Genomic DNA, 19,870 nt, shown 5'->3' with positions numbered 1-19,870 from the left:
TAGCACTTCGTGGCTCGCCATCCCTAAATTAAGGGATTGTGATAGCGGGAAAAGATCGGTAGGCTGAGGTTCCTTATGTTGTCCCCAATTGCTCTGACGTAAGGAATTCTTCATGGAAATATCCCCTGTAAAAGATACGCTGCGGATCGCGCTGGTCGGTGATTATAACGCCAGCGTCACGGCGCATCAGGCGATTCCCCTGGCCATCGACGATGCCGCCGCGGTCCTTGAGCTGATCGCGGATTACGACTGGCTTGCCAGTACGGAAATTAACAGCGCAGAAGATCTGGTGGGGTATGACGCAATCTGGGTCGTGCCGGGCAGTCCTTATCAAAATACCGACGGCGCGCTGACCGCCATTCGCTATGCCCGGGAAAACAGCATTCCTTTCCTGGGAACCTGCGGAGGGTTTCAACATGCGATAGTGGAATACGCCCGTAACGTGCTGGGCTGGCACGATGCGGCGCATGCTGAAACCGACACCGAAGGGCGGATGGTTATTATGCCGCTGACCTGCTCGCTGGTCGAAAAAACGGATGCAATTGAACTGCGCGCCAATACGCTGATCGCCAAAGCCTATGGTCAGCCGATCATTACGGAAGGCTATCACTGTAACTATGGTATTGCGGACGCGTTTGCCCGTGAGCTGGAAAGCGGCGATCTGCGGGTGACCGGCTGGGATGACAATGGCGATATCCGCGCGGTCGAGCTGGTGACGCATCCGTTTTTTGTGGCGACGCTGTTCCAGCATGAACGTGGCGCGCTGGCGGGTAAACCGGTTCCGCTCGTTCAGGCGATGTTGCGCGCCGCGCGGGGGTAAACCTCAACTGCCGGAGGGCGTCGTCGTCCGGCAATCTCGGGGGCCATACGTTACGTTGTGGCAATCTCCTTGTTGCGTCCGGCATAGAGGCCGAACACCGCCATCAGCACCGCCAGCGCCGCGACAGCCAACAGCGGGAGCTGCCAGTCGCCCTGCGCATCATGAATATTTCCCATCAGCGGCGGTCCGCAGGCCGCCAGCAAATAGCCAACGGACTGCGCCATACCAGAGAGCGCCGCGGCCTGATGCGCGGAACTGGCGCGCAGGCCGATAAAGGTCAGCCCGAGGATCATTGTGGCTCCCGAGCCGAATCCAAATAGCAGCGTCCACGCAACCGCCTGGACGGGCATGAACCACAATCCCGCGGCGCCACAGGCGCACATCAGCGATGCCAGTACGGCGATGCAACGTTGGTCGCGAAAGCGGTGCAGGACAAGTGGAATAAGCAAACCGGGCGCCGCGGTCGCCAGTTGCAGCAAACCATGCAGGGAACCCGCCTGCGCTTCGCTGAAACCATGACTGATTAATATCGCGGGCAGCCAGCCGATAATCACATAATAGATCAGTGAGTTAATACCAAGAAACAACGTCACCTGCCAGGCCAGCGCGGAGCGCCAGATACCGCGTGCGCGCAAGGTGCGGGAGGAGGTCAGGGTTGCAGTGGCGGCGTTGCGCCACTGCGGTAGCCAAATCAGAAGGGCCAGTAAGGGAAAAATCATCAGCGTACACAGCGCGCCGCGCCAGCCAAAACCGCTCAGCGCCAGCGGCACCACCAGCGCGGAACCTAATGCCGCCGCCGCGCCCATCGTCAGAGAGTAGGCGCCGGTCAGTCTGGCGACATGCTGTGAAAAATCGCGCTTGATCAGTCCTGGCAGCAGTACATTGCCCAGCGCGATGCCGCAGCCAATCGCCGCCGTTCCTGCAAACAGCAGCGGGGCGGAAGGCCATGAGCGCACGGCTATACCGGCGCAAATCAATAGCATCGCAATAAACAGGCTGCGCTCCATCCCAAAACGCCGGGCAACGTTTGCGGCCAGTGGTGAAACCAGCGCAAAAGCCAGCAGCGGCAGAGTGGTTAACAGGCCGGTCTGGGCGGTGGTGAGGTGGTAGTCCGCGCGAATCGCGTCCAGTAACGGCGCCGCGCCGGTGAAGGTCACGCGTAGCGTGGTGGCAATCATCAGGATGCCCGCAATCATCAGGGCGCTGTGTTTGCCGCGTGGTGAAGAAAAAGTCATTGTTATCTCATATCAACGGGTGAGGGCGTACCATACCGCGTTTGCCGGAATAACAAATCAAGCTAAAATGACAGTTTATCGCTAAAAACGGACAAAATGATGTACAGCCTGCGACTTGATGGATATGAACCCGATCTTCACCATGACCCTGCCGTGGCATTTCGTATTCGGGTGCAGCCTGAGGAACTGTTCAGTAAGCTGCACCAGCATCGTAAGGGGCAGCTGATTATGGCGCTGCACGGCGCGATTACCTGTGAGGTGGAGCGGGCGATGTGGATGGTGCCGCCGCAGTACGGCGTCTGGATCCCCGGCGGTATTCCGCACAGTAACCATGCGACGGCCAACGCGGAGCTCTGTTTTCTGTTTATCGAACCGGACGCGGTGACGCTGCCGGATCGCTGCTGCACGTTACAAATTACGCCGCTTTGCCGGGAACTTATTCTGGCGCTGGCGACGCGTAGCGACAGCCAACGGGCTGAGCCGCCCACCCGGCGTCTGACCCAGGTGTTGTTTGACGAACTGCCACAGCAACCGCAGGAGCAATTGCAGCTACCGGTTTCCGCCCACCCTAAAATTCGCCGGATGGTCGACACGATGGCGCGCGAACCCGCCCGCTGGCAAACGCTGGGACAGTGGGCGGATGCCTTTGCCATGAGCGAGCGTAATCTTGCCAGGCTGGTGGTCAAAGAGACCGGCCTCAGCTTTCGCCGGTGGCGGCATCAGTTGCAGCTTATTCTCGCGCTGAGGGCGCTGGTGGACGGAAATAACGTGCAGCAGGTCGCGCAGTTACTGGGGTATGACTCCACGACGGCGTTTATTTCGATGTTTAAAAAAGGCCTGGGCCAGACCCCAGGCCGTTATCTGACGGGATTAACTACTGCTTCCCGACAATAAGCGAGACCAGACCGGCGGCGATAAGCGGTCCCACCGGGACGCCGCGAAACAGCGCCACGCCAAGCACAGTACCCACCAGCAGACCGGCGACCAGTTGCGGCTGGTTGCCCATCAGCGTGACGCCGCGCCCGCCGAGCCACGACACCACTACGCCGACCGCAATGGCGACCAGCGATTTCCAGTTCAAAAAGGAGTGGATAAGCGTGGAAGGCGGAAGCGTACCGCTGGCGATGGGGGCCATAACGCCAATCGTCAGGATAATAATCCCGATGGTTAGCCCCTGTTTTTCTATCCACGGAAAATAAGCGTTGAGAGGGGTAACGCGGACGATGATCAGCACCAGAATTGAAACGGCGACAGTGGTGTTATGGCTGATAAAGCCCAGAGCTGCCAGTCCGAGCAGGATCAGCAGAGTGACATCAAACATCGTGGTTTCCTTGCCAAAAAAAGTAAGCCTGTTAACTCTACGCTCAAACGCGTGAGTGAACAGACTTTTTTCATCCCGGTTGGCCATTTCTGGCAAATGCATAATGCGGCGAAACAGCGACGTGCTCAGGTTAGGCGACGGAAAGCGACCTGTTCAGGCTGGGCGATACGCAGGTAGTCGCGGGTATTAAGGATTATCGATTTATCGAGCACGCCGGCGTTAAAGGCGATCTCATCGAACCGTTCGAACAACAGCGGGTCGGCGACCAGCTTAAGCTGCGGATGAAAGCTAAACGGTGGAATAGCGCCGAACACGCAGCCGGTGAGCGCATCCACTTCGGCAGGGCTGGCGAGTGATGCGCGAAGTCCGCCAAGATGGGTGGCGAGAAGCGAAAGATCGGCTTGCTGGTCGGCGGGTAAGATCGCCAGCACATGCTGATTCACGCCGTTGCCCTTCACCTTGCAGACCAGTGCTTTTGCGCCCTGACCCAGTGCGGTTCCCCGAATTTCCGACACGGCTTCACATTTACCCACCGCTTCGTGACTGACAATGCGATAACGCGCGCCTTCCAGCGACAGCAAATCAATCAAACGCTGATGGGTTACGCTGCCCTTCACTAATTCGCTCATTTTTCACTCCTGTTAGCGCGAAAAAACAGGCTAAAAGACTATCACGAACGCTGATGGTTTTGCTGTTTATTGCGGTACAACTGTTCATCCGAGGCTTTATAGGCGTCATGAAGCGTATCGTCCGGCTGCATGCTGTATACGCCTGACGAAAAACGGATCGCTTTTTCCGGCGCGACGGTGTGCAGATGCTGGCTGATTCGCTCTGGTAAACGCGCGGCCATGTCAGGTTCCGCATCGATCAGGATCACGCAGAATTCATCGCCCCCCAGCCGTATGGCATAGTCGCTTTTGCGCACTGACGCCTCGATCGCTTTCGCCAGCAGGGTAATGGCCCGATCGCCCTCCTGATGTCCCTGGGTGTCGTTGATCTGCTTAAGCTTATCGAGATCGATCGCAATGAAGGTGACCGGCGTACCCGCGCTGACGAACCGCTGCAACCGCTGTTCAAGGGTGGGCGTTAAAATTTTACGGTTGTATAAACCGGTCATCGCGTCGCTAATATTTTCCCGCGTCACGTTATGATAAAGACGAAAATGGAGCCTGACCATATTAAGCAGCAGGGCGGTGGCTATCAGGTAAAAAAGAAAAATTTTCCACGCCGACATCAGGAAGTAGAGAATATCGAGCGACAGTGCGACATGGAGCCCGCCGGGGAGATCAACAACGTAGCGGACATACGGGAAAAGATTATTTTCACTCTGATGGATAATAATGGTTTTACCGGAATCGGTATCCGTCACCGCGGCATTCAGATAGCGCCAGACAAGGGGGCGATCGTGGGGATAAAGAATATTCTGCAAGTTCTGTTTATTAATATCCACCATGACCATCCCTTTTAACGTGCCGTCGAGGTAGACCGGCGTTAAAAAGCTCATCACGTTCAGTTCGGTGCGATCGTCCTGATAAATACTCGACAGCACGGTGCGTCCGGTAAACACACCGTCAATATCCGCCATATTTATTCCTAGCGAGCCTTTTTGTAAGAAATGCCAGTGATGCATGGCGAACTGACGTGTATTAACCCGTCGATAGAAATAAATATAGTGGTCCTGCAGATCCAGATAATAGCGGAATTTTGTTTCCCGGGTGGCTAACCCGTTACCGTAATCGGCTTGTTTATAGTTCACCAGGACGGCCCGATCAAACGCGGTTAAGCGTAATGCTTCGGGGGCAATCTGTTCGCAGTCTGCTGAGGCCGTTTGTAGCGTACCGTGAAGCGCCGGGTAGTTATGGCGCGTCAAATTCAGGCCATATACCTGATTCACATGTTCGTAAGCCTGACAAATCGCGCGACGTTTTTCTGGCGGCGGCGTTTTTTGTGGGCTGGCAAAGGTTCGCATCAGGTGAGCGGCGATACTCTGATTCTGATATTTGTCATACAAAAAAGAGGAGTCGGCCTTTTCTATCAGATAACGCATATAGGCGTTCATCATTTTGTGGCTATTGACAAGCTCATAAATCAGAAACGAGGAGGTTAAAACAACAACGCTTGCAGAAATAAAGAGCCTGAGCGCTTTGTGCGGCAATTTCATGATAAACAGCAACTCTCCTGGTCAGACACTCTATTTTATCACACGCGCCAGTTTCAACCTAATGACCCCGGAAGGAGAGGATGTAACAGAGAATAAATGAACCCGCCAGGCGCAGATTTGCCTGGCGGGTCATTGTTTAACTGGCGCTGGTGGCGCCTTGCTTATGAAAAAGCTCACGGAACACCGGGTAAATATCGTCTTGATCGCGAATATGCTGCATGGCGAAATTGTCAAAACTCGCCTGCAGATGTTCGTATTCGCGCCAGAGCGTCTGGTGCGCGCGGCGGGTGATTTCGATATAGCTGTAGTAACGCACCACCGGCAGCAGTTTTTTCGCCAGGATCTCATGACACAGCGGGGAGTCATCGGCCCAGTTATCGCCGTCCGAGGCCTGCGCGGCATAGATGTTCCATTGTGCGGGATCGTAACGCTCTTTAACCACCTCATCCATTAGCTTCAGGGCGCTGGAAACGATCGTCCCGCCGGTTTCCTGCGAGTAGAAGAACTCATGCTCATCGACCTCTTTCGCCTGGGTGTGATGGCGGATATAAACGACCTCCACGTTTTTATAGGTCCGACTCAGGAACAGATAAAGCAGAATATAAAAGCGCTTCGCCATATCCTTGGTAGACTGATCCATTGAGCCTGAGACGTCCATCAGGCAAAACATGACGGCCTGGCTGGAAGGATCGGGACGCTTTTCGTAATTTTTGTAACGCAGATCAAACGTGTCGATAAACGGCACCCGCTCGATTTTCGCCCGCAGTTCGGCAATCTCTTTACGCAGGCGTTCTTCTTCCAGCAGTTGCGCCGGTTCGCGTTTGCTGAGGGTCTCTAATTCTTCTTCCAGCGAATGCAGTTCGCGACGCTTACCGGCGGTCATCGCCGTGCGCCGCGCCAGCGAGTTTTGCAGCGAGCGAACGACGCTGATATTGGCCGGAACGCCATTTGACGTATATCCCGCGCGATGTGTTTTATACTCCGTCAATTGGCGCTGCTGGTTTTGCTTCAGGTTTGGCAGCGCCAGGTCTTCGAACAGCAAATCGAGATACTCATCTTTCGAGATCTGGAAGACGAATTCATCCTGCCCTTCACCGTCCTGGCTGGCCTGACCCTGTCCGCTGCCGGAACCGCCGCCACCGCCCTGTGGCCGCTCTATGCGGTCATTCTGCACAAAGTGATCGTTACCCGGATGTACGCGATGGCGCAGGCCGCCGCGTCCCTGATGAAACATCGGTTCGCTGATGTCTTCCGTAGGAATCGAGACAGACTCACCGCTGTCTACGTCGGTCACCGAACGCTTGTTGATGGCTTCGGAGATCGACTGTTTGATTTGCGCTTTATAACGGCGCAAAAAGCGCTGGCGGTTAACCGTGCTTTTGTTTTTGCCGTTGAGTCGTCGGTCTATGAACCAGGTCATATGCCCCCCGTACTGCATTTGCCAACACGCAGTGTCTGTAGATACCGAAGGACGCTCGCGCGTCTCCGGCCTACGGAACGTTGTAATAGGCCCGGCAAGCGTGCGCCGCCGGGCAACGGTTTATGACGATTTACGTACGCGCAAATACCATTCGCACAGTAAACGCACCTGCTTACGGGTATAGCCTTTCTCCATCATCCGGTCGACAAAGTCGTCGTGTTTCTTCTGCTCATCGGTCGACGTTTTGGCGTTGAACGAAATGACCGGCAACAGCTCTTCGGTATTAGAGAACATTTTCTTCTCGATGACCGTGCGCAGTTTTTCATAGCTGGTCCAGTTCGGATTACGCCCGCTGTTGTTCGCCCGGGCGCGCAGAACAAAGTTGACTATCTCGTTTCGGAAATCTTTTGGATTGCTGATCCCCGCCGGTTTTTCAATTTTTTCCAGTTCAGCATTCAGCGACTCGCGGTCAAACAGTTGACCGGTATCCGGGTCACGGTACTCCTGATCCTGGATCCAGAAATCGGCATAGGTGACATAGCGGTCAAAAATGTTCTGTCCGTACTCAGAATACGATTCCAGATAAGCTGTCTGAATCTCTTTTCCGATAAACTCGGCGTATTTGGGGATCAGATAGCCTTTCAGGAACTCAAGATAGCGTTCGGCCTGCTCCTGTGGGAACTGTTCACGCTCGATCTGCTGCTCAAGTACGTAGAACAGATGCACCGGGTTGGCCGCCACTTCCGCATGATCGAAGTTAAACACGCGCGAGAGGATCTTAAACGCGAAGCGGGTCGACAAACCGTTCATTCCTTCGTCCACGCCAGCGTAGTCCCGGTACTCCTGGTAAGACTTCGCTTTCGGGTCGGTGTCTTTCAGGCTTTCACCGTCATAAACGCGCATTTTGGAGTAGATGCTCGAGTTTTCCGGTTCTTTCAGACGCGACAGGATCGAGAAACGCGACAGCGTTTCCAGCGTGCCCGGCGCGCAGGGCGCATGGGTGAGCTCACTGTGATTAAGCAATTTCTCGTAGATTTTGATCTCTTCGGAAATGCGCAAGCAGTACGGCACCTTCACGATGTAAACACGGTCGAGGAAGGCTTCGTTGTTTTTGTTATTACGGAAGGTCACCCATTCCGATTCGTTCGAGTGGGCAAGAATAATACCGTTAAACGGCAGGGCGGAGATCCCTTCGGTACCGTTATAGTTCCCTTCCTGAGTCGCGGTCAGCAGCGGGTGCAGCACCTTAATTGGCGCCTTAAACATCTCGACGAATTCCATGATCCCCTGGTTCGCGCGGCACAGGGCGCCGGAATAGCCATAAGCATCCGGGTCGTTCTGGGCGTGGTTCTCGAGTTTACGAATATCCACCTTGCCGACCAGCGCGGAGATATCCTGGTTGTTTTCATCACCCGGCTCCGTTTTGGCGATGGCGATTTGTTCCAGAATCGACGGCCAGACTTTCACCACGCGGAATTTAGTGATATCGCCACCGAACTCGTGCAGTCGTTTCGCCGCCCACGGCGACATAATGGTGCCAAGATAGCGGCGGGGGATGCCGTACTCTTTCTCCAGAATCTGGGCATCTTCCTGCGGGTTAAACAGGCACAGGGGATGATCGTTGACCGGGCTGCGTTCTCCGTTCGCGCTCAGTACGTAAATGGGAACCCGCTGCATTAACGATTTCAGTCGCTCGGCCAGCGACGACTTCCCGCCCCCTACAGGCCCCAACAGATACAGGATCTGTTTCTTCTCCTCCAGCCCTTGAGCCGCGTGTTTCAGATAAGAGACAATCTGCTCAATCGCGTCTTCCATGCCATAGAACTCTTCAAACGCCGGGTAGCGGGCGATGACCCGGTTAGAGAAGAGTCGGGAAAGTCGAGGTTCCTGGGCAGTATCGACCATGACAGGCTCACCGATAGCCATCAATAGCCGCTCTGCCGCATTGGCATAAGCACTGCGATCTTGCCGACAAGTGGTAAGAAATTCCTGCAGTGTGAACTCTTCGTCCTTGGCAGCTTCATAGCGCTGGCGATAGTGATCGAATATATTCATGGTATGCCGTCCTTTCGTTTTTTAGCACAGGTTAAGAGCCGTTCATATGAATAGTAGAGGCTCCCGGAAGAGGTAAACTGAACGACGTCACTTACTGTCTCATCAGAAAAAACAGCAACTCTCATGCCATCTTGCTAAGCAGGAGATCAACGTGCCCGGTGATACACCTTCTAAATTTAAGCGTAGATGGCATTTGCAAAACTTGCCTGTGGGAGCAAATGAATTTCAATGGCATATCAATAACTCATCCACAAAAAGTGCATAGCTAATGTAAATAAAACAGCAGAAGATCATGCGTTATTCACGCGGCTGCAAGCAGACTGTCATCTCTGCCAGGGAAATTAAACGGTTACATTCTGTCAGTTATTTGTAAAATAGTTGGGTTGTTGCGTATTGGCGGTTACACTTTTGCCGCGAAACATTTGAATAAGGAATGATGGATTGTGACCAAACTCAAACTTCTGGCACTTGGCGTGCTTATCGCAACGTCTGCTACGGTAGCGCACGCTGAAAGCAACCTGACGCTGGGCGCAGGCGTTGGTGTGGTTGAACACCCTTATAAGGACTATGACGCTGACGTTTATCCGGTTCCGGTTATTAACTATGAAGGCGATAACTTCTGGTTCCGTGGTCTTGGCGGCGGTTACTATTTGTGGAATGACACGACCGATAAACTGTCGATTACCGCCTACTGGTCGCCGATGTACTTCAAGCCTGGCGACAGCGATGATTATCAAATGCGTCGTCTGGACAAACGTAAGAGCACCGTGATGGCGGGCTTGTCGTATGTGCATAATACGGAATACGGTTTTCTGCGCACCATGCTGTCAGGCGATACGCTGGACAACAGTAACGGCATCGTCTGGGATCTCGCCTGGCTGTACCGCTACACCAACGGCGGTTTAACGCTGACGCCAGGCATCGGGGTTGAGTGGAACAGCGAAAACCAGAACGAATACTACTACGGTGTTTCACGTAAAGAGTCTGCCCGTAGCGGTCTGCGTGACTATAACCCGAACGACAGCTGGAACCCGTATCTGGAGTTGAGCGCCAGTTACAACTTCCTGGGCGACTGGAACGTTTACGGCACGGCGCGCTATACCCGCCTGTCTGATGAAATTACCGACAGCCCGATGATCGACAAATCCTGGACCGGTCTGATCTCCACCGGGATCACCTATAAATTCTGATTGTGCATCATCACAATGCATTTTGTGCATCAAAACAGGGCGCTTGCGCCCTGTTTTGCTTTACGGTAGTGCATGACGGAGGAGAGTGCGATGACAGAGAAACAGATTGTATTTGCCGGACATCCGCCGCTGGCGGCAATCGGCCAGGGCACCTGGTATATGGGCGAAAACGCTGGCATGCGCAAAGCGGAGGTGGCTGCACTACGAGCGGGCGTGGAGGCTGGGCTGACGCTGATCGACACTGCGGAGATGTATGCCGACGGCGGTGCGGAGAAAGTGGTTGGCGAGGCGCTGAGAGGATTGCGTCAACAGGTGTTTCTGGTGTCGAAAGTCTATCCCTGGAATGCGGGAGGGCAGAAAGCTATTGCCGCCTGCGAGGCGAGTTTGCGGCGGCTCAATACGGATTATCTGGACCTCTATTTATTGCACTGGACGGGTAGCTATTCTTTTGCGGAGACCGTCGAGGCGATGGAGACGCTGATGGCGCAGGGTAAAATCCGCCGTTGGGGCGTGTCGAATCTCGATTACGACGATATGCAGGCGCTGTGGAAAGTGGAGGGCGGCAGAGCCTGCGCCACCAATCAGGTGCTTTATCATCTGGCTTCGCGCGGTATCGAATACGATCTTCTGCCATGGTGTCAGCAGCAACACCTTCCTGTGATGGCCTACAGTCCGCTGGCGCAGGCCGGCCGTCTGCGCAACGGTTTATTTAATCACCCGCAGGTGCAGGCGATCGCGCAGGCGCATCACGCCAGCGTAGCGCAAGTTTTACTGGCCTGGGTGATCAGTCATCAGGGGGTGATGGCGATTCCGAAAGCGGCAAGCGTAGAGCACGTGAAGCAAAATGCGGCGGCGCTGACGATGACGCTGTCCGCCGGCGAAATTGCCGCTCTGGAGAAGGCATATCCAGCGCCAACGGGGAAAACCGCGCTGGATATGGTGTGACGAAAACGGTAATAAACCTACAGACCAGATGACGGCTGACCAGGTTCAGCCGCAGCTACCGTCAGCGTTTCGCAACGCGAATGGTCTGTGCCAGACGGGACGGTTTTTCTTCCGTCGCTTTTTGCGGTGCGCTGGCATGCGCAGTCTCGACGCAGACAAACGTTTTATAGCCATCATCCGGCATGTCGCCCATGCTCACGGACAGCGCCGGGCCCGGGTTCCAGCCAACAACGTTGATATGGTGATGATGGATAACGTTAATATTCCGGTTTAGCGCGGTGTCGTGAATCACACTGCATGCTTCCGGGTTCAGATAAACGCGGTCAGTACGATCCGGGAACGCCTGAACGCCGTCGGTCAACGCATCTTCTTTCGCATCGTTCACTTTATCAATAAAACGATCGCCCAGACCGCTTACTTTCACCGCCGCGATATCGCCAACGTTGAAATAGGTGTGCAGGGCGGATGTTGTTTCGAAATCGCCATGCGCTTCCAGTTCGATTTCGCAGGTTTGACCCACTTTAAAACGCGCCAGCAGGGTGAAGTCGTGCGGCCAGTACTGACGGGTCGCTTCACTGCTTTGCAGTTCAAAGGTTAGCACCGCGCCGTTGTCATCTTCATTGTGAGCTTTCAGCGTCCAGGGCAGGTTACGGGCAAAACCGTGGGAAGGAAAACCCGGCTGTGTGGAGGGACCAAACCAGGGCCAGCAGATCGGAACGCCGCCGCGCAGGGGGACACCGTTTTTAAACGGCGTGATATCACTCAGCCACAGAACGTCCTCTTCGCCAGCGGGTTTCCAGGAGAGAAGATGCGCGCCCTGAAGAGCAAAAGAGGCTTTGACCTGCGGGTGGTCGACAACAATCAGTTCGAGTTCGTCCAGCTGACGGCGCGACAGAACAGGGGTGATTTGTTCGATTATCGGAAGAGCAAAAATTTTAGTAATCATCACGCAATCCTTTAATTTCAGACAAAAAAAAGAGCGACCGGAGTCGCTCTTACAATTTATGGCTTCATCTCAACTTATTTGGAGATGTGAGCAATCAGATCCAGAACTTTGTTGGAGTAGCCGGTTTCGTTATCGTACCAGGATACCAGTTTCACGAAGTTGTCGTTCAGTGCGATACCTGCTTTAGCATCGAACACGGAAGTGCATACTTCGCCGTTGAAATCGGTAGAAACAACGTCGTCTTCGGTGTAGCCCAGAACGCCTTTCATTTCGCCTTCGGAAGCAGCTTTGATTGCTTTCTTAATTTCTTCATAAGAAGCAGCTTTTTCCAGACGAACGGTCAGGTCAACAACGGATACGTTCGGAGTCGGAACGCGGAACGCCATACCGGTCAGTTTGCCATTCAGTTCCGGCAGAACTTTACCGACAGCTTTAGCTGCGCCGGTAGAGGACGGGATGATGTTCTGAGCCGCGCCACGGCCGCCACGCCAGTCTTTGTGAGACGGGCCGTCAACGGTTTTCTGAGTCGCGGTGGTCGCGTGAACGGTAGTCATCAGACCTTCGATGATGCCGAAGTTGTCGTTGATAACTTTTGCCAGTGGAGCCAGGCAGTTAGTGGTGCAGGATGCGTTGGAAACGATGTCCTGGCCAGCATATTTGTCAAAGTTAGCGCCTTTAACAAACATCGGGGTGTCGTCTTTAGAAGGACCCGTCAGAACCACTTTTTTCGCGCCAGCAGTGATGTGCTTACGTGCGGTTTCGTCAGTCAGGAAGATACCGGTCGCTTCAGCAACTACGTCAACACCAACTTCGTCCCATTTCAGGTTAGCCGGATCGCGCTCAGCGGTAACACGGATTTTTTTACCGTTAACGATCAGATGACCGTCTTTCACTTCAACGGTGCCGTCGAAACGACCGTGAGTGGAGTCATATTTCAGCATGTAAGCCATGTAGTCAGCGTCTAACAGGTCGTTGATTGCAACGATCTCGATGTCAGAACGTTTCTGAGCAGCACGGAAAACAATGCGACCGATACGGCCAAAACCGTTGATACCTACTTTGATAGTCATATATTCCACCAGCTATTTGTTAGTGAATAAAAGGTTGCCTGTAAAATTACAAAAACCTTACGCAGCGTCAAGCGGAATCGTGTCAATCATTGCGACAAATCAATCCTCTGCACAAGCTTTGCGCGGCTGACTCGCCTCACTCTTCCTTTGGGCTTGAAACCACATGGGGGCGGCGCCCCGAATTTTAAAGGGCAACTGAGATAAAAATGTGATTTTCATCACGATTCACGAGCTGCCATTTCGCAAGGATCAAGTTTAGAACAAAAGTTGCGACTGAGGTGTTAATGTTTTGTTAGAATCGGTGACGCAATGTGAGTGTTCCAAACGCGAGATACGAGCAAAATGGCGAACAAACCTTCCGCAGAAGATCTGAAGAAAAACCTGACTGAAATGCAGTTCTACGTGACGCAGAATCACGGTACCGAACCGCCGTTTACCGGGCAGTTATTGCATAACAAGCGTGACGGCGTGTACCACTGTCTGGTCTGCGACGCGCCGCTGTTTACCTCCCAAACGAAATACGACTCCGGCTGCGGCTGGCCGAGCTTTTACGAGCCGCTGAGCGAAGACGCGATCCGCTACCTGAAAGACGATTCACACGGAATGCAACGCATCGAAATTCGCTGCGGCAATTGTGATGCCCATCTGGGCCACGTCTTTCCGGATGGCCCACAGCCGACCGGGGAGCGCTACTGTGTTAATTCGGCCTCCCTGAGCTTTACCGACGATGAAAATGGCGATCAGGTGAAGGGTTGAAGAATCGATTCAGCAATTTATTCCACAGGAGGGGAGCGTATGAATCTTGATGAGATCATTAACAGCATGACGCCGGAAGTGTATCAGCGCTTATCAACCGCCGTTGAGTTGGGAAAATGGCCGGACGGCGTGGCGCTGACGCCCGAGCAAAAAGATAACAGTCTGCAACTGGTGATGCTCTGGCAGGCGCGGCACAACACTGACGCGCAACACATGACCATCGACACCAACGGTCAGATGGTGATGAAAAGCAAACAGCAGTTGAAAGAAGATTTCGGTATTGCGCCGAAACCGATCGCGACATTTAAATCCTGATACCGCAAAACGCCCGACAGCATGCGCCGTCGGGTGTTGATCGGAACGCGTGAAGGGTTACTTCTTGTTCATCATCGACTTGAGATCGGCAAAAGGATTGTAGGTTGCCTCGCCGACGCTCTTTTGCGCATCTTCTCCCGCTATGACCGTTGAGCCGTACTGATCGGCTTCCGTGTATTTTGAATGCTCGTGGTCGTGGCAGTACAGGCACAGCATCTCCCAGTTGCTGCCATCTTCCGGGTTATTGGAATGATCGTGATCGATATGGTGTACCGTCAACTCACGAAGATTGGAATAGACAAATTCACGTGAACAACGTCCACAAACCCAGGGGAAGAGCTTAAGCGCCTTTTCGCGATAACCCACTTCCAGACGGGCGTAATTTTTAGGGATAAAAGCCATAAGCCCCATGCCTCCTGTCGAGAAAGAAAAAGCGGCGTAAAAATACCGCAGCGGATACGCCAATCTTAACCCGAATGACACGGCGTCGCACAGTGCGGGAGACGCCCCACAATAAATCCTGGGGCGTCTCACCGGATCACGGAGTAATCGCTAAGGATTCCGCCAGCTGTTTTGCTAACTGGTTATTATCATCCGCGCCATATTCCCAGAACATCGCGCCCGCCAGTCCGCGTTTTTTGATGTAGTCGGCTTTGATCGCCACCGAACGCGGATCCTCGTAGGAGAGGGCAAACAGCGTTTTGCCTTCAGCGGATTTTACCGACAGCCAGGGAACCTTCGCGTCGTCATCCCAGTGCCTGGTAAACCGCTTTTGCGGATCGTTAAGAAAGGTTTTCACTATATCGTTGTACTTCACGTAGGTATCTTTCTTCAGGTCAATACCGAGCGAGCGAAACAACGCCACTTCCTGCTCGCCGAAATAGGGCTGGGTGACAGGATTTTTCTGCGCGTCCGGTTTGCTCCAGTCAATTCCTGGCTCCACGGAACGCTTGGGAACGCGGCCATAAAAACCGATGCCAAGATTCATCTGCTGCGGTTTAAGTCCGGCGGCAAGATAGTTATTGACCACAAAGTCCACGCTGTATTTGTCGGCAGCGGCCACCGTTGGCCACGCCTTTGAATCGTACAGGTTGGCGTTGAAATACTGGGTGCCATAGGCCATGTCATACGTCATCAGATTGATATAATCGAGCAGCGGCGCAATGGCCTTCACATCTACCCAGCTTTTCGGACTTTCCGCATTCGCCCCGACGGCAATGGTCACCAGTTTGGCTTTGCCGAACGCCTGGCGCAGTTCTTTCAGCAGCAACGTGAAGTTATCCCGGTCCGCTGGCTGGCTTTCTACCAGCCCCCATGCGCCGTTGACCGGGTATTCCCAGTCAAGATCGATTCCGTCAAGACCATACTTTTTAACAATCTCCTGCGCAGACTGAATAAATACCGCGCGGGTTTCCGGTGTGGCCGCCGCGCCGGAGAATCCACGCGCTCCCCAGCCGCCTACCGATAACAGCACCTTCAAATTCGGGTTTTGTTTGCGCAGAACGGGAAGCTGGGCGAGGTCCGACTGGACTTTTGGCGACAGCCAGATCTGATGTCGCATTGCCGGATCTTTCAGCGCGACATTGGTTTCTTCTTTTTCGCCGTTATAGATCAGGCCAAAGGAGTAGTTCAGGTGGGTGATTTGGCGCACGTCCAGCTTATTAATATCACCGCCCGGTCCGGCGGTGACGTCCCCGCCGCCGTTAAAATAGCCAACGGACATCATTGAACTGGCGGACGCGACGGACGCGCAGAGCAGGGGTAATGCTGCCAGCAAAGGCAAACGTTTCATAATCGATCCTCTTTGACGTTTAAAAAGCAAACACGCCACGGAAATGGCGTGGCGAAAAAACAGCCATCAAAGAGTAGCACCCGCGTGTCGTTGCCGCTGCGATACAGTTCACTTTATGTGACGGAAGACAAACGGGATTTTTTATGCGAGGGGGAGAGACGTTGGCCGGATAAACGCAGCGCCATCCGGCCATCACATCAGCGGTGCGTTTCTTCCCAGTCATCCAACGTATAGAGCGTAGCGCCTTGCGCCGCCATCTCCATAAACGCATAGCTGCTGTCCTGGGGGTGCAGATTCACCCCGCGGCAGCCGTCGGTAATGACGTTTACGCGGTAGCCCAACTGGAGCGCATCCTGCACCGTAAATTTCACGCAGTAATCGGTCGCCAGCCCCATGACGATCAGCTCCGTAATACTGTGCGCCTTCAGCCAGTCGTCCAGCGCCGTTTTTTGTCTGCGCCCGTTATCGAAAAAAGCGCTGTAACTGTCAACCTGCGGATTCTCGCCTTTGTAAAATACGGTTGCGATCGCTTTCTGGTTTAACAGCGGATGCAGCGCCGCGCCTTCGGTGTTTTGTACGCAGTGATCCGGCCAGAAGGTTTGCGCCAGCCCATCGAGTTGGCCTTGCGAGTAAGGTTCCACCTGGTGCTGGCTGGCAAAACTGCCGTGATTCGCCGGATGCCAGTCCTGGCTGGCGATCGCCGCTTCGCCGCGCGCCTGACACCACGCTATCAGTCGGTTGGCGACATCCACAGTGCTGTCGCCTTCGGGTACGGCAAGCGCGCCGCCCGCGCAAAAGTCATTTTGTAAATCAACCAGTAACAGAGCGCGCTGGGTCACAGGATCCTCCTTAGTCGTCTGGCGTCAGTTCGCCGCGCAGGTTCTGGGTCATTGCCACGCGAATGGCCGCGGTGTCCAGACCCTGGCTCAACAGATAGTGCAGCTTGGTCAGCGTGGCTTCAACAGTCATATCCGCACCGCCAATCACCCCGGCATGCGCCAGCGCGTTCCCGGTCGCGTAGCCGCCCATATTCACTTTACCTGACATACATTGGGTGAGATTTACCACCACGATGCCACGGTCGCTGGCTTCGCTCAGCTCTTTAAGAAATTCTTTATTCTGCGGCGCGTTGCCGACGCCATAGGAGCGCAGGATCAGCGCTTTTACCGGCTGGCGCAGGAAGTTTCGCACCACACCGGCAGAGATCCCCGGGTAAATCGTGACCACGCCGATCGGTTGCGGCGTGATAGGGTGCACAATAAATGGCCCATCGCCCTGCGGCGCTGGTGGAGTGCCCGTACGACGAATATGAATCCCGGCTTCCAGCAACGGCTGGAGGTTAGGGGAAGCAAAGGCGTCAAAGCCGTCAGCGTGGGCTTTTGTGGTGCGGTTTCCGCGGTAAAGGCGATTATTAAAAAACAGCGTAACTTCGTTGATCGGATAATTAGCGGCGACGTACAGCGCGTTGAGCAAATTAATTTGTCCGTCGGAACGCAGCTCGGCTAAGGGGATTTGTGACCCTGTCACAATAACCGGCTTACCGAGATTTTCCAGCATAAACGAGAGAGCGGACGCGGTGAACGCCATGGTGTCGGTGCCGTGGAGGATCACAAAACCATCATATTCATCGTAATTAGCGTGGATGTCATTCGCGATATGCTGCCAGTCTTCAGGCGTCATATCGGAGGAGTCCATCAGCGGGGCGTATTCGTGGATCGTGAAATCCGGCATCTCCGGACGGTGGAATTCAGGCATCAATGCCAGTTGCCGTTGAAGGTGACCGGAAACCGGAATGTATCCCTGTTCAGAACGCTGCATACCGATGGTACCGCCAGTATAGGCAACGTAAATAGATTTCTTCTGCATGGCGATGATCTTACGAAGTGAAGAGTGTTTTTGTGCCGGATAGCGACGCTTGCGCGACGTATCCGGCATCACCGTTTAACGCACGTTAGCGCAGGTCAGACAAAACGCATAACGGTTTTGCGGGTCGTTAAACGCCGCCAGTTTGTCGCCTTCCGCTTTCACCGTGCTGGCGGCAGAGGCCAGCGGCGCGGGAAGCATCGCCTGAATAGCCTGCGGCAGCATTGCGCGTACCGAACCGGACATGCTGTCCATCACCCTGTCGAAGAAAGTCGGCTCATCCTGATAGTAGTCGATATGCCACTGTTTGAGTTTCGCCAGCTCCGCGGCTTTCGCCACCGCGTCGTCGAAGTCGCCCAGACTGTCGACCAGACCGTTGGCCTTCGCATCCTGCCCGGTCCAGACGTGGCCCTGGGCGATTTTATCAATCTGCTCAGGCGTTGACTTGCGTGCAGTGGCAACCAGGGTGATAAAACGTTGATAGCCATTCTCGATGCTTAGCTGCATCATCTGCTGCACTTCCGGCGGCAGAGCTTTGGTCATCGAAATATCCGCCAGCGGCGAGGTGGCCACGCCGTCCGTATGTACGCCGATAGCGTTGAGGCTATTTTCAACGGTATTAATGACCCCGAAGATCCCGATAGAGCCGGTCAGGGTGCTTGGGTTCGCCACAATGTAGCTGGCGGGTGTGGAGATCCAGTAGCCGCCGGATGCCGCCATGCCGCCCATCGATACCACGACAGGTTTACCGGCAGCTTTTGCCGCAGCCAGTTCAGAGCGAATCACTTCTGAAGCCGTCACGCTGCCTCCCGGGCTATTGACGCGCAGGACGATGGCTTTCACTTTCGGATCCAGTCGGGCGTCGCGAATTTGCGAGGCCGTCGTGTCGCCGCCAACGTTCCCCGGGGTTTCTTCGCCGTCCATAATCGCCCCGTTGGCAAACACCACGGCAATGGCGCTACCGGTGTCCGCAGGGGGATTCAGGGAATAATCGTAATAGCTGATTGCGCGATAGTTATTTTCAGACTTGCTCCAGCCAAATGCTTTGGTCAGGGCTTTTTCCATCTCAGTGCTGGTGAGCAGCGCATCCACCAGCTTATGGTCGAGGGCATATTTCGCCGTGTCGCCGCCGGCCTTTGTCAGCCCGTCCAGTACACCTTGCGCGCCAGGGAATACCTGCTGAGCCGGAATTTGACGGTTGGCGGCGATGGTATTCAGGTAATTCTGCCACAGCTCGCCAATCCAGCGGCTATCCGCTTCACGTGCGGCGGGAGACATATCGTCGCGAATAAAGGGCTCAACAGCGGATTTATAGGTGCCGACGCGGAAAACGTGGGTAGACACTTTCAGCTTATCCAGCAGCGATTTGTAGTACAGGCCATTTGTGGCAAAACCGTGAATATCGACAGCCCCTTGTGGCGTAAGCCAGATTTTATTAGCAAAACTTGCCAGATAATACTGGCCCTGGCTGAAGTTATCGCCAACGGCATAAACCGGCTTACCGCTGTCGCGGAATTCGCGCAGCGCTTTACCGATATACTGCATCGACGGCTGATCGGCTCCGGCAAAATCTTTCAGATCCATGACGATGCCGGTGATGTTGCTGTCTTCTTTCGCCTGACGGATCGTATTGACGATATCAAACAGGGAGTTTTCCTGCAGGCGATCGGAGCTTGCGCCAAACAATTGACGACCAAGCACGCCTAAACGATGGGTACTGGAGGGTTTATCGACGATCACCCCGGAAATATCCAGGAGCAGGGCGCCGCGACTGACTTTCTCCCCCGAATTCCCGTTGTTCACCTGCATCCAGATCCCGACACCCACAAGGATCAGGAAAATAAAGAACAGGTTAAGCACCATTTCGCGGACAAAATTGAGCAGTCGCCACGTCCATTTAAAAAAACCGGCAATAAATCGCCACAAGGTTCGCATGTCTTCTCCCAATCATTACCAATACTACATCCGGTCAGGATGTATG

At 54.3% G+C, this 19,870-nt stretch carries 18 protein-coding genes and 1 pseudogene; 6 read left to right on the top strand and 13 right to left on the bottom strand.

Annotation, left to right across the window (positions count from 1 at the left end):
- The first annotated feature begins 112 nt into the window (after positions 1-112).
- Positions 113-820, top strand: a complete 708-nt coding sequence (locus tag CSE01S_RS09990) for a CTP synthase C-terminal region-related (seleno)protein (protein WP_042287590.1) — start codon at positions 113-115, stop codon at positions 818-820.
- Positions 821-870: 50 nt separating this feature from the next.
- On the opposite strand, the gene CSE01S_RS09985 is transcribed toward CSE01S_RS09990, so the two are convergent.
- Complete coding sequence (locus tag CSE01S_RS09985; protein ID WP_042287588.1) at positions 871-2,055, bottom strand: CynX/NimT family MFS transporter; 1,185 nt, start codon at positions 2,053-2,055, stop codon at positions 871-873.
- A 99-nt stretch (positions 2,056-2,154) separates the two neighbouring features.
- Between CSE01S_RS09985 and CSE01S_RS09980 the strand changes: the two are divergent.
- Positions 2,155-2,947: pseudogene (locus CSE01S_RS09980) on the top strand (AraC family transcriptional regulator); the annotation flags it as partial.
- Here CSE01S_RS09980 and CSE01S_RS09975 read toward each other — a convergent pair.
- The 5 genes from CSE01S_RS09975 to yeaG all read right to left on the bottom strand — a co-directional run bounded on the left by CSE01S_RS09975 (position 2,930) and on the right by yeaG (position 9,012).
- A complete protein-coding gene (locus CSE01S_RS09975) occupies positions 2,930-3,376 on the bottom strand; it encodes a DUF441 domain-containing protein (protein WP_042287584.1) in 447 nt (148 codons plus the stop codon). The pseudogene CSE01S_RS09980 and the gene CSE01S_RS09975 sit on opposite strands and share 18 nt — an antisense overlap.
- Positions 3,377-3,501: 125 nt before the next feature.
- Complete coding sequence (locus tag CSE01S_RS09970) at positions 3,502-4,005, bottom strand: YbaK/prolyl-tRNA synthetase associated domain-containing protein (protein WP_042287581.1); 504 nt, start codon at positions 4,003-4,005, stop codon at positions 3,502-3,504.
- A 41-nt stretch (positions 4,006-4,046) separates the two neighbouring features.
- Positions 4,047-5,537 carry a diguanylate cyclase DgcJ gene (dgcJ, locus tag CSE01S_RS09965; protein ID WP_042287739.1) on the bottom strand — a complete coding sequence of 497 codons (1,491 nt, stop codon included), beginning with the start codon at positions 5,535-5,537 and terminating at the stop codon, positions 4,047-4,049.
- A 136-nt stretch (positions 5,538-5,673) separates the two neighbouring features.
- The gene (locus CSE01S_RS09960) at positions 5,674-6,957 is read right to left on the bottom strand and encodes a YeaH/YhbH family protein (RefSeq protein ID WP_042287579.1); all 1,284 of its coding nucleotides are present in this window, start codon (positions 6,955-6,957) and stop codon (positions 5,674-5,676) included.
- 120 nt (positions 6,958-7,077) lie between these two features.
- Positions 7,078-9,012: a protein kinase YeaG gene (gene yeaG, locus CSE01S_RS09955; protein WP_042287576.1), complete on the bottom strand. Its 1,935-nt coding sequence runs from the start codon at positions 9,010-9,012 to the stop codon at positions 7,078-7,080.
- 443 nt (positions 9,013-9,455) lie between these two features.
- Between yeaG and CSE01S_RS09950 the strand changes: the two genes are divergently transcribed.
- Complete coding sequence (locus CSE01S_RS09950; protein ID WP_042287574.1) at positions 9,456-10,202, top strand: MipA/OmpV family protein; 747 nt, start codon at positions 9,456-9,458, stop codon at positions 10,200-10,202.
- A gap of 90 nt (positions 10,203-10,292) precedes the next feature.
- Complete coding sequence (locus CSE01S_RS09945) at positions 10,293-11,147, top strand: aldo/keto reductase (protein WP_042287572.1); 855 nt, start codon at positions 10,293-10,295, stop codon at positions 11,145-11,147.
- Between the two features lie 61 nt (positions 11,148-11,208).
- Here CSE01S_RS09945 and CSE01S_RS09940 read toward each other — a convergent pair whose 3' ends face one another.
- Both CSE01S_RS09940 and gapA read right to left on the bottom strand, forming a co-directional pair.
- Complete coding sequence (locus CSE01S_RS09940) at positions 11,209-12,093, bottom strand: D-hexose-6-phosphate mutarotase (RefSeq protein WP_042287570.1); 885 nt, start codon at positions 12,091-12,093, stop codon at positions 11,209-11,211.
- Between the two features lie 74 nt (positions 12,094-12,167).
- Positions 12,168-13,163 (bottom strand): glyceraldehyde-3-phosphate dehydrogenase, encoded by a 996-nt coding sequence (gene gapA / locus CSE01S_RS09935; RefSeq protein WP_012905550.1) that lies wholly within the window; start codon positions 13,161-13,163, stop codon positions 12,168-12,170.
- 342 nt (positions 13,164-13,505) lie between these two features.
- Between gapA and msrB the strand changes: the two genes are divergently transcribed.
- Positions 13,506-13,919, top strand: coding sequence for a peptide-methionine (R)-S-oxide reductase MsrB (gene msrB, locus CSE01S_RS09930; protein ID WP_042287567.1), 414 nt, complete (start codon positions 13,506-13,508; stop codon positions 13,917-13,919).
- 39 nt (positions 13,920-13,958) lie between these two features.
- Entirely contained in the window at positions 13,959-14,234 is a 276-nt protein-coding gene (locus tag CSE01S_RS09925) for a YeaC family protein (protein ID WP_042287565.1), read from the top strand.
- A gap of 57 nt (positions 14,235-14,291) precedes the next feature.
- On the opposite strand, the gene yajD is transcribed toward CSE01S_RS09925, so the two are convergent.
- From yajD to sppA, 5 genes are all read right to left on the bottom strand, one after another.
- Positions 14,292-14,636 (bottom strand): HNH nuclease YajD, encoded by a 345-nt coding sequence (gene yajD / locus CSE01S_RS09920; protein ID WP_042287562.1) that lies wholly within the window; start codon positions 14,634-14,636, stop codon positions 14,292-14,294.
- Between the two features lie 136 nt (positions 14,637-14,772).
- Positions 14,773-16,026: a chitinase ChiD gene (gene chiD / locus CSE01S_RS09915; RefSeq protein WP_042287559.1), complete on the bottom strand. Its 1,254-nt coding sequence runs from the start codon at positions 16,024-16,026 to the stop codon at positions 14,773-14,775.
- A gap of 197 nt (positions 16,027-16,223) precedes the next feature.
- Positions 16,224-16,865, bottom strand: coding sequence for a bifunctional nicotinamidase/pyrazinamidase (pncA, locus tag CSE01S_RS09910; RefSeq protein ID WP_042287557.1), 642 nt, complete (start codon positions 16,863-16,865; stop codon positions 16,224-16,226).
- A gap of 10 nt (positions 16,866-16,875) precedes the next feature.
- On the bottom strand, positions 16,876-17,892 hold the full coding sequence (gene ansA, locus CSE01S_RS09905) for an asparaginase (protein WP_042287737.1): 1,017 nt from the start codon (positions 17,890-17,892) through the stop codon (positions 16,876-16,878).
- Between the two features lie 75 nt (positions 17,893-17,967).
- The gene (sppA, locus tag CSE01S_RS09900; protein ID WP_042287555.1) at positions 17,968-19,824 is read right to left on the bottom strand and encodes a signal peptide peptidase SppA; all 1,857 of its coding nucleotides are present in this window, start codon (positions 19,822-19,824) and stop codon (positions 17,968-17,970) included.
- Positions 19,825-19,870 lie beyond the last annotated feature (46 nt).

The organism is Citrobacter sedlakii NBRC 105722, assembly GCF_000759835.1.
GTDB classification, from domain to species: domain Bacteria; phylum Pseudomonadota; class Gammaproteobacteria; order Enterobacterales; family Enterobacteriaceae; genus Citrobacter_A; species Citrobacter_A sedlakii.
Note: the sequence above shows the minus strand (reverse complement) of the source record. Positions and strands in the feature narration are given on the sequence as shown.

Coding starts and splice junctions, on each gene's coding strand:
- CSE01S_RS09990 (WP_042287590.1), top strand. CDS start 113: ATGGAAATATCCCCTGTAAAAGATACGCTGCGGATCGCGCTGGTCGGT.
- CSE01S_RS09985 (WP_042287588.1), bottom strand. CDS start 2,055: ATGACTTTTTCTTCACCACGCGGCAAACACAGCGCCCTGATGATTGCG.
- CSE01S_RS09975 (WP_042287584.1), bottom strand. CDS start 3,376: ATGTTTGATGTCACTCTGCTGATCCTGCTCGGACTGGCAGCTCTGGGC.
- CSE01S_RS09970 (WP_042287581.1), bottom strand. CDS start 4,005: ATGAGCGAATTAGTGAAGGGCAGCGTAACCCATCAGCGTTTGATTGAT.
- dgcJ (WP_042287739.1), bottom strand. CDS start 5,537: ATGAAATTGCCGCACAAAGCGCTCAGGCTCTTTATTTCTGCAAGCGTT.
- CSE01S_RS09960 (WP_042287579.1), bottom strand. CDS start 6,957: ATGACCTGGTTCATAGACCGACGACTCAACGGCAAAAACAAAAGCACG.
- yeaG (WP_042287576.1), bottom strand. CDS start 9,012: ATGAATATATTCGATCACTATCGCCAGCGCTATGAAGCTGCCAAGGAC.
- CSE01S_RS09945 (WP_042287572.1), top strand. CDS start 10,293: ATGACAGAGAAACAGATTGTATTTGCCGGACATCCGCCGCTGGCGGCA.
- CSE01S_RS09940 (WP_042287570.1), bottom strand. CDS start 12,093: ATGATTACTAAAATTTTTGCTCTTCCGATAATCGAACAAATCACCCCT.
- gapA (WP_012905550.1), bottom strand. CDS start 13,163: ATGACTATCAAAGTAGGTATCAACGGTTTTGGCCGTATCGGTCGCATT.
- msrB (WP_042287567.1), top strand. CDS start 13,506: ATGGCGAACAAACCTTCCGCAGAAGATCTGAAGAAAAACCTGACTGAA.
- CSE01S_RS09925 (WP_042287565.1), top strand. CDS start 13,959: ATGAATCTTGATGAGATCATTAACAGCATGACGCCGGAAGTGTATCAG.
- yajD (WP_042287562.1), bottom strand. CDS start 14,636: ATGGCTTTTATCCCTAAAAATTACGCCCGTCTGGAAGTGGGTTATCGC.
- chiD (WP_042287559.1), bottom strand. CDS start 16,026: ATGAAACGTTTGCCTTTGCTGGCAGCATTACCCCTGCTCTGCGCGTCC.
- ansA (WP_042287737.1), bottom strand. CDS start 17,892: ATGCAGAAGAAATCTATTTACGTTGCCTATACTGGCGGTACCATCGGT.
- sppA (WP_042287555.1), bottom strand. CDS start 19,824: ATGCGAACCTTGTGGCGATTTATTGCCGGTTTTTTTAAATGGACGTGG.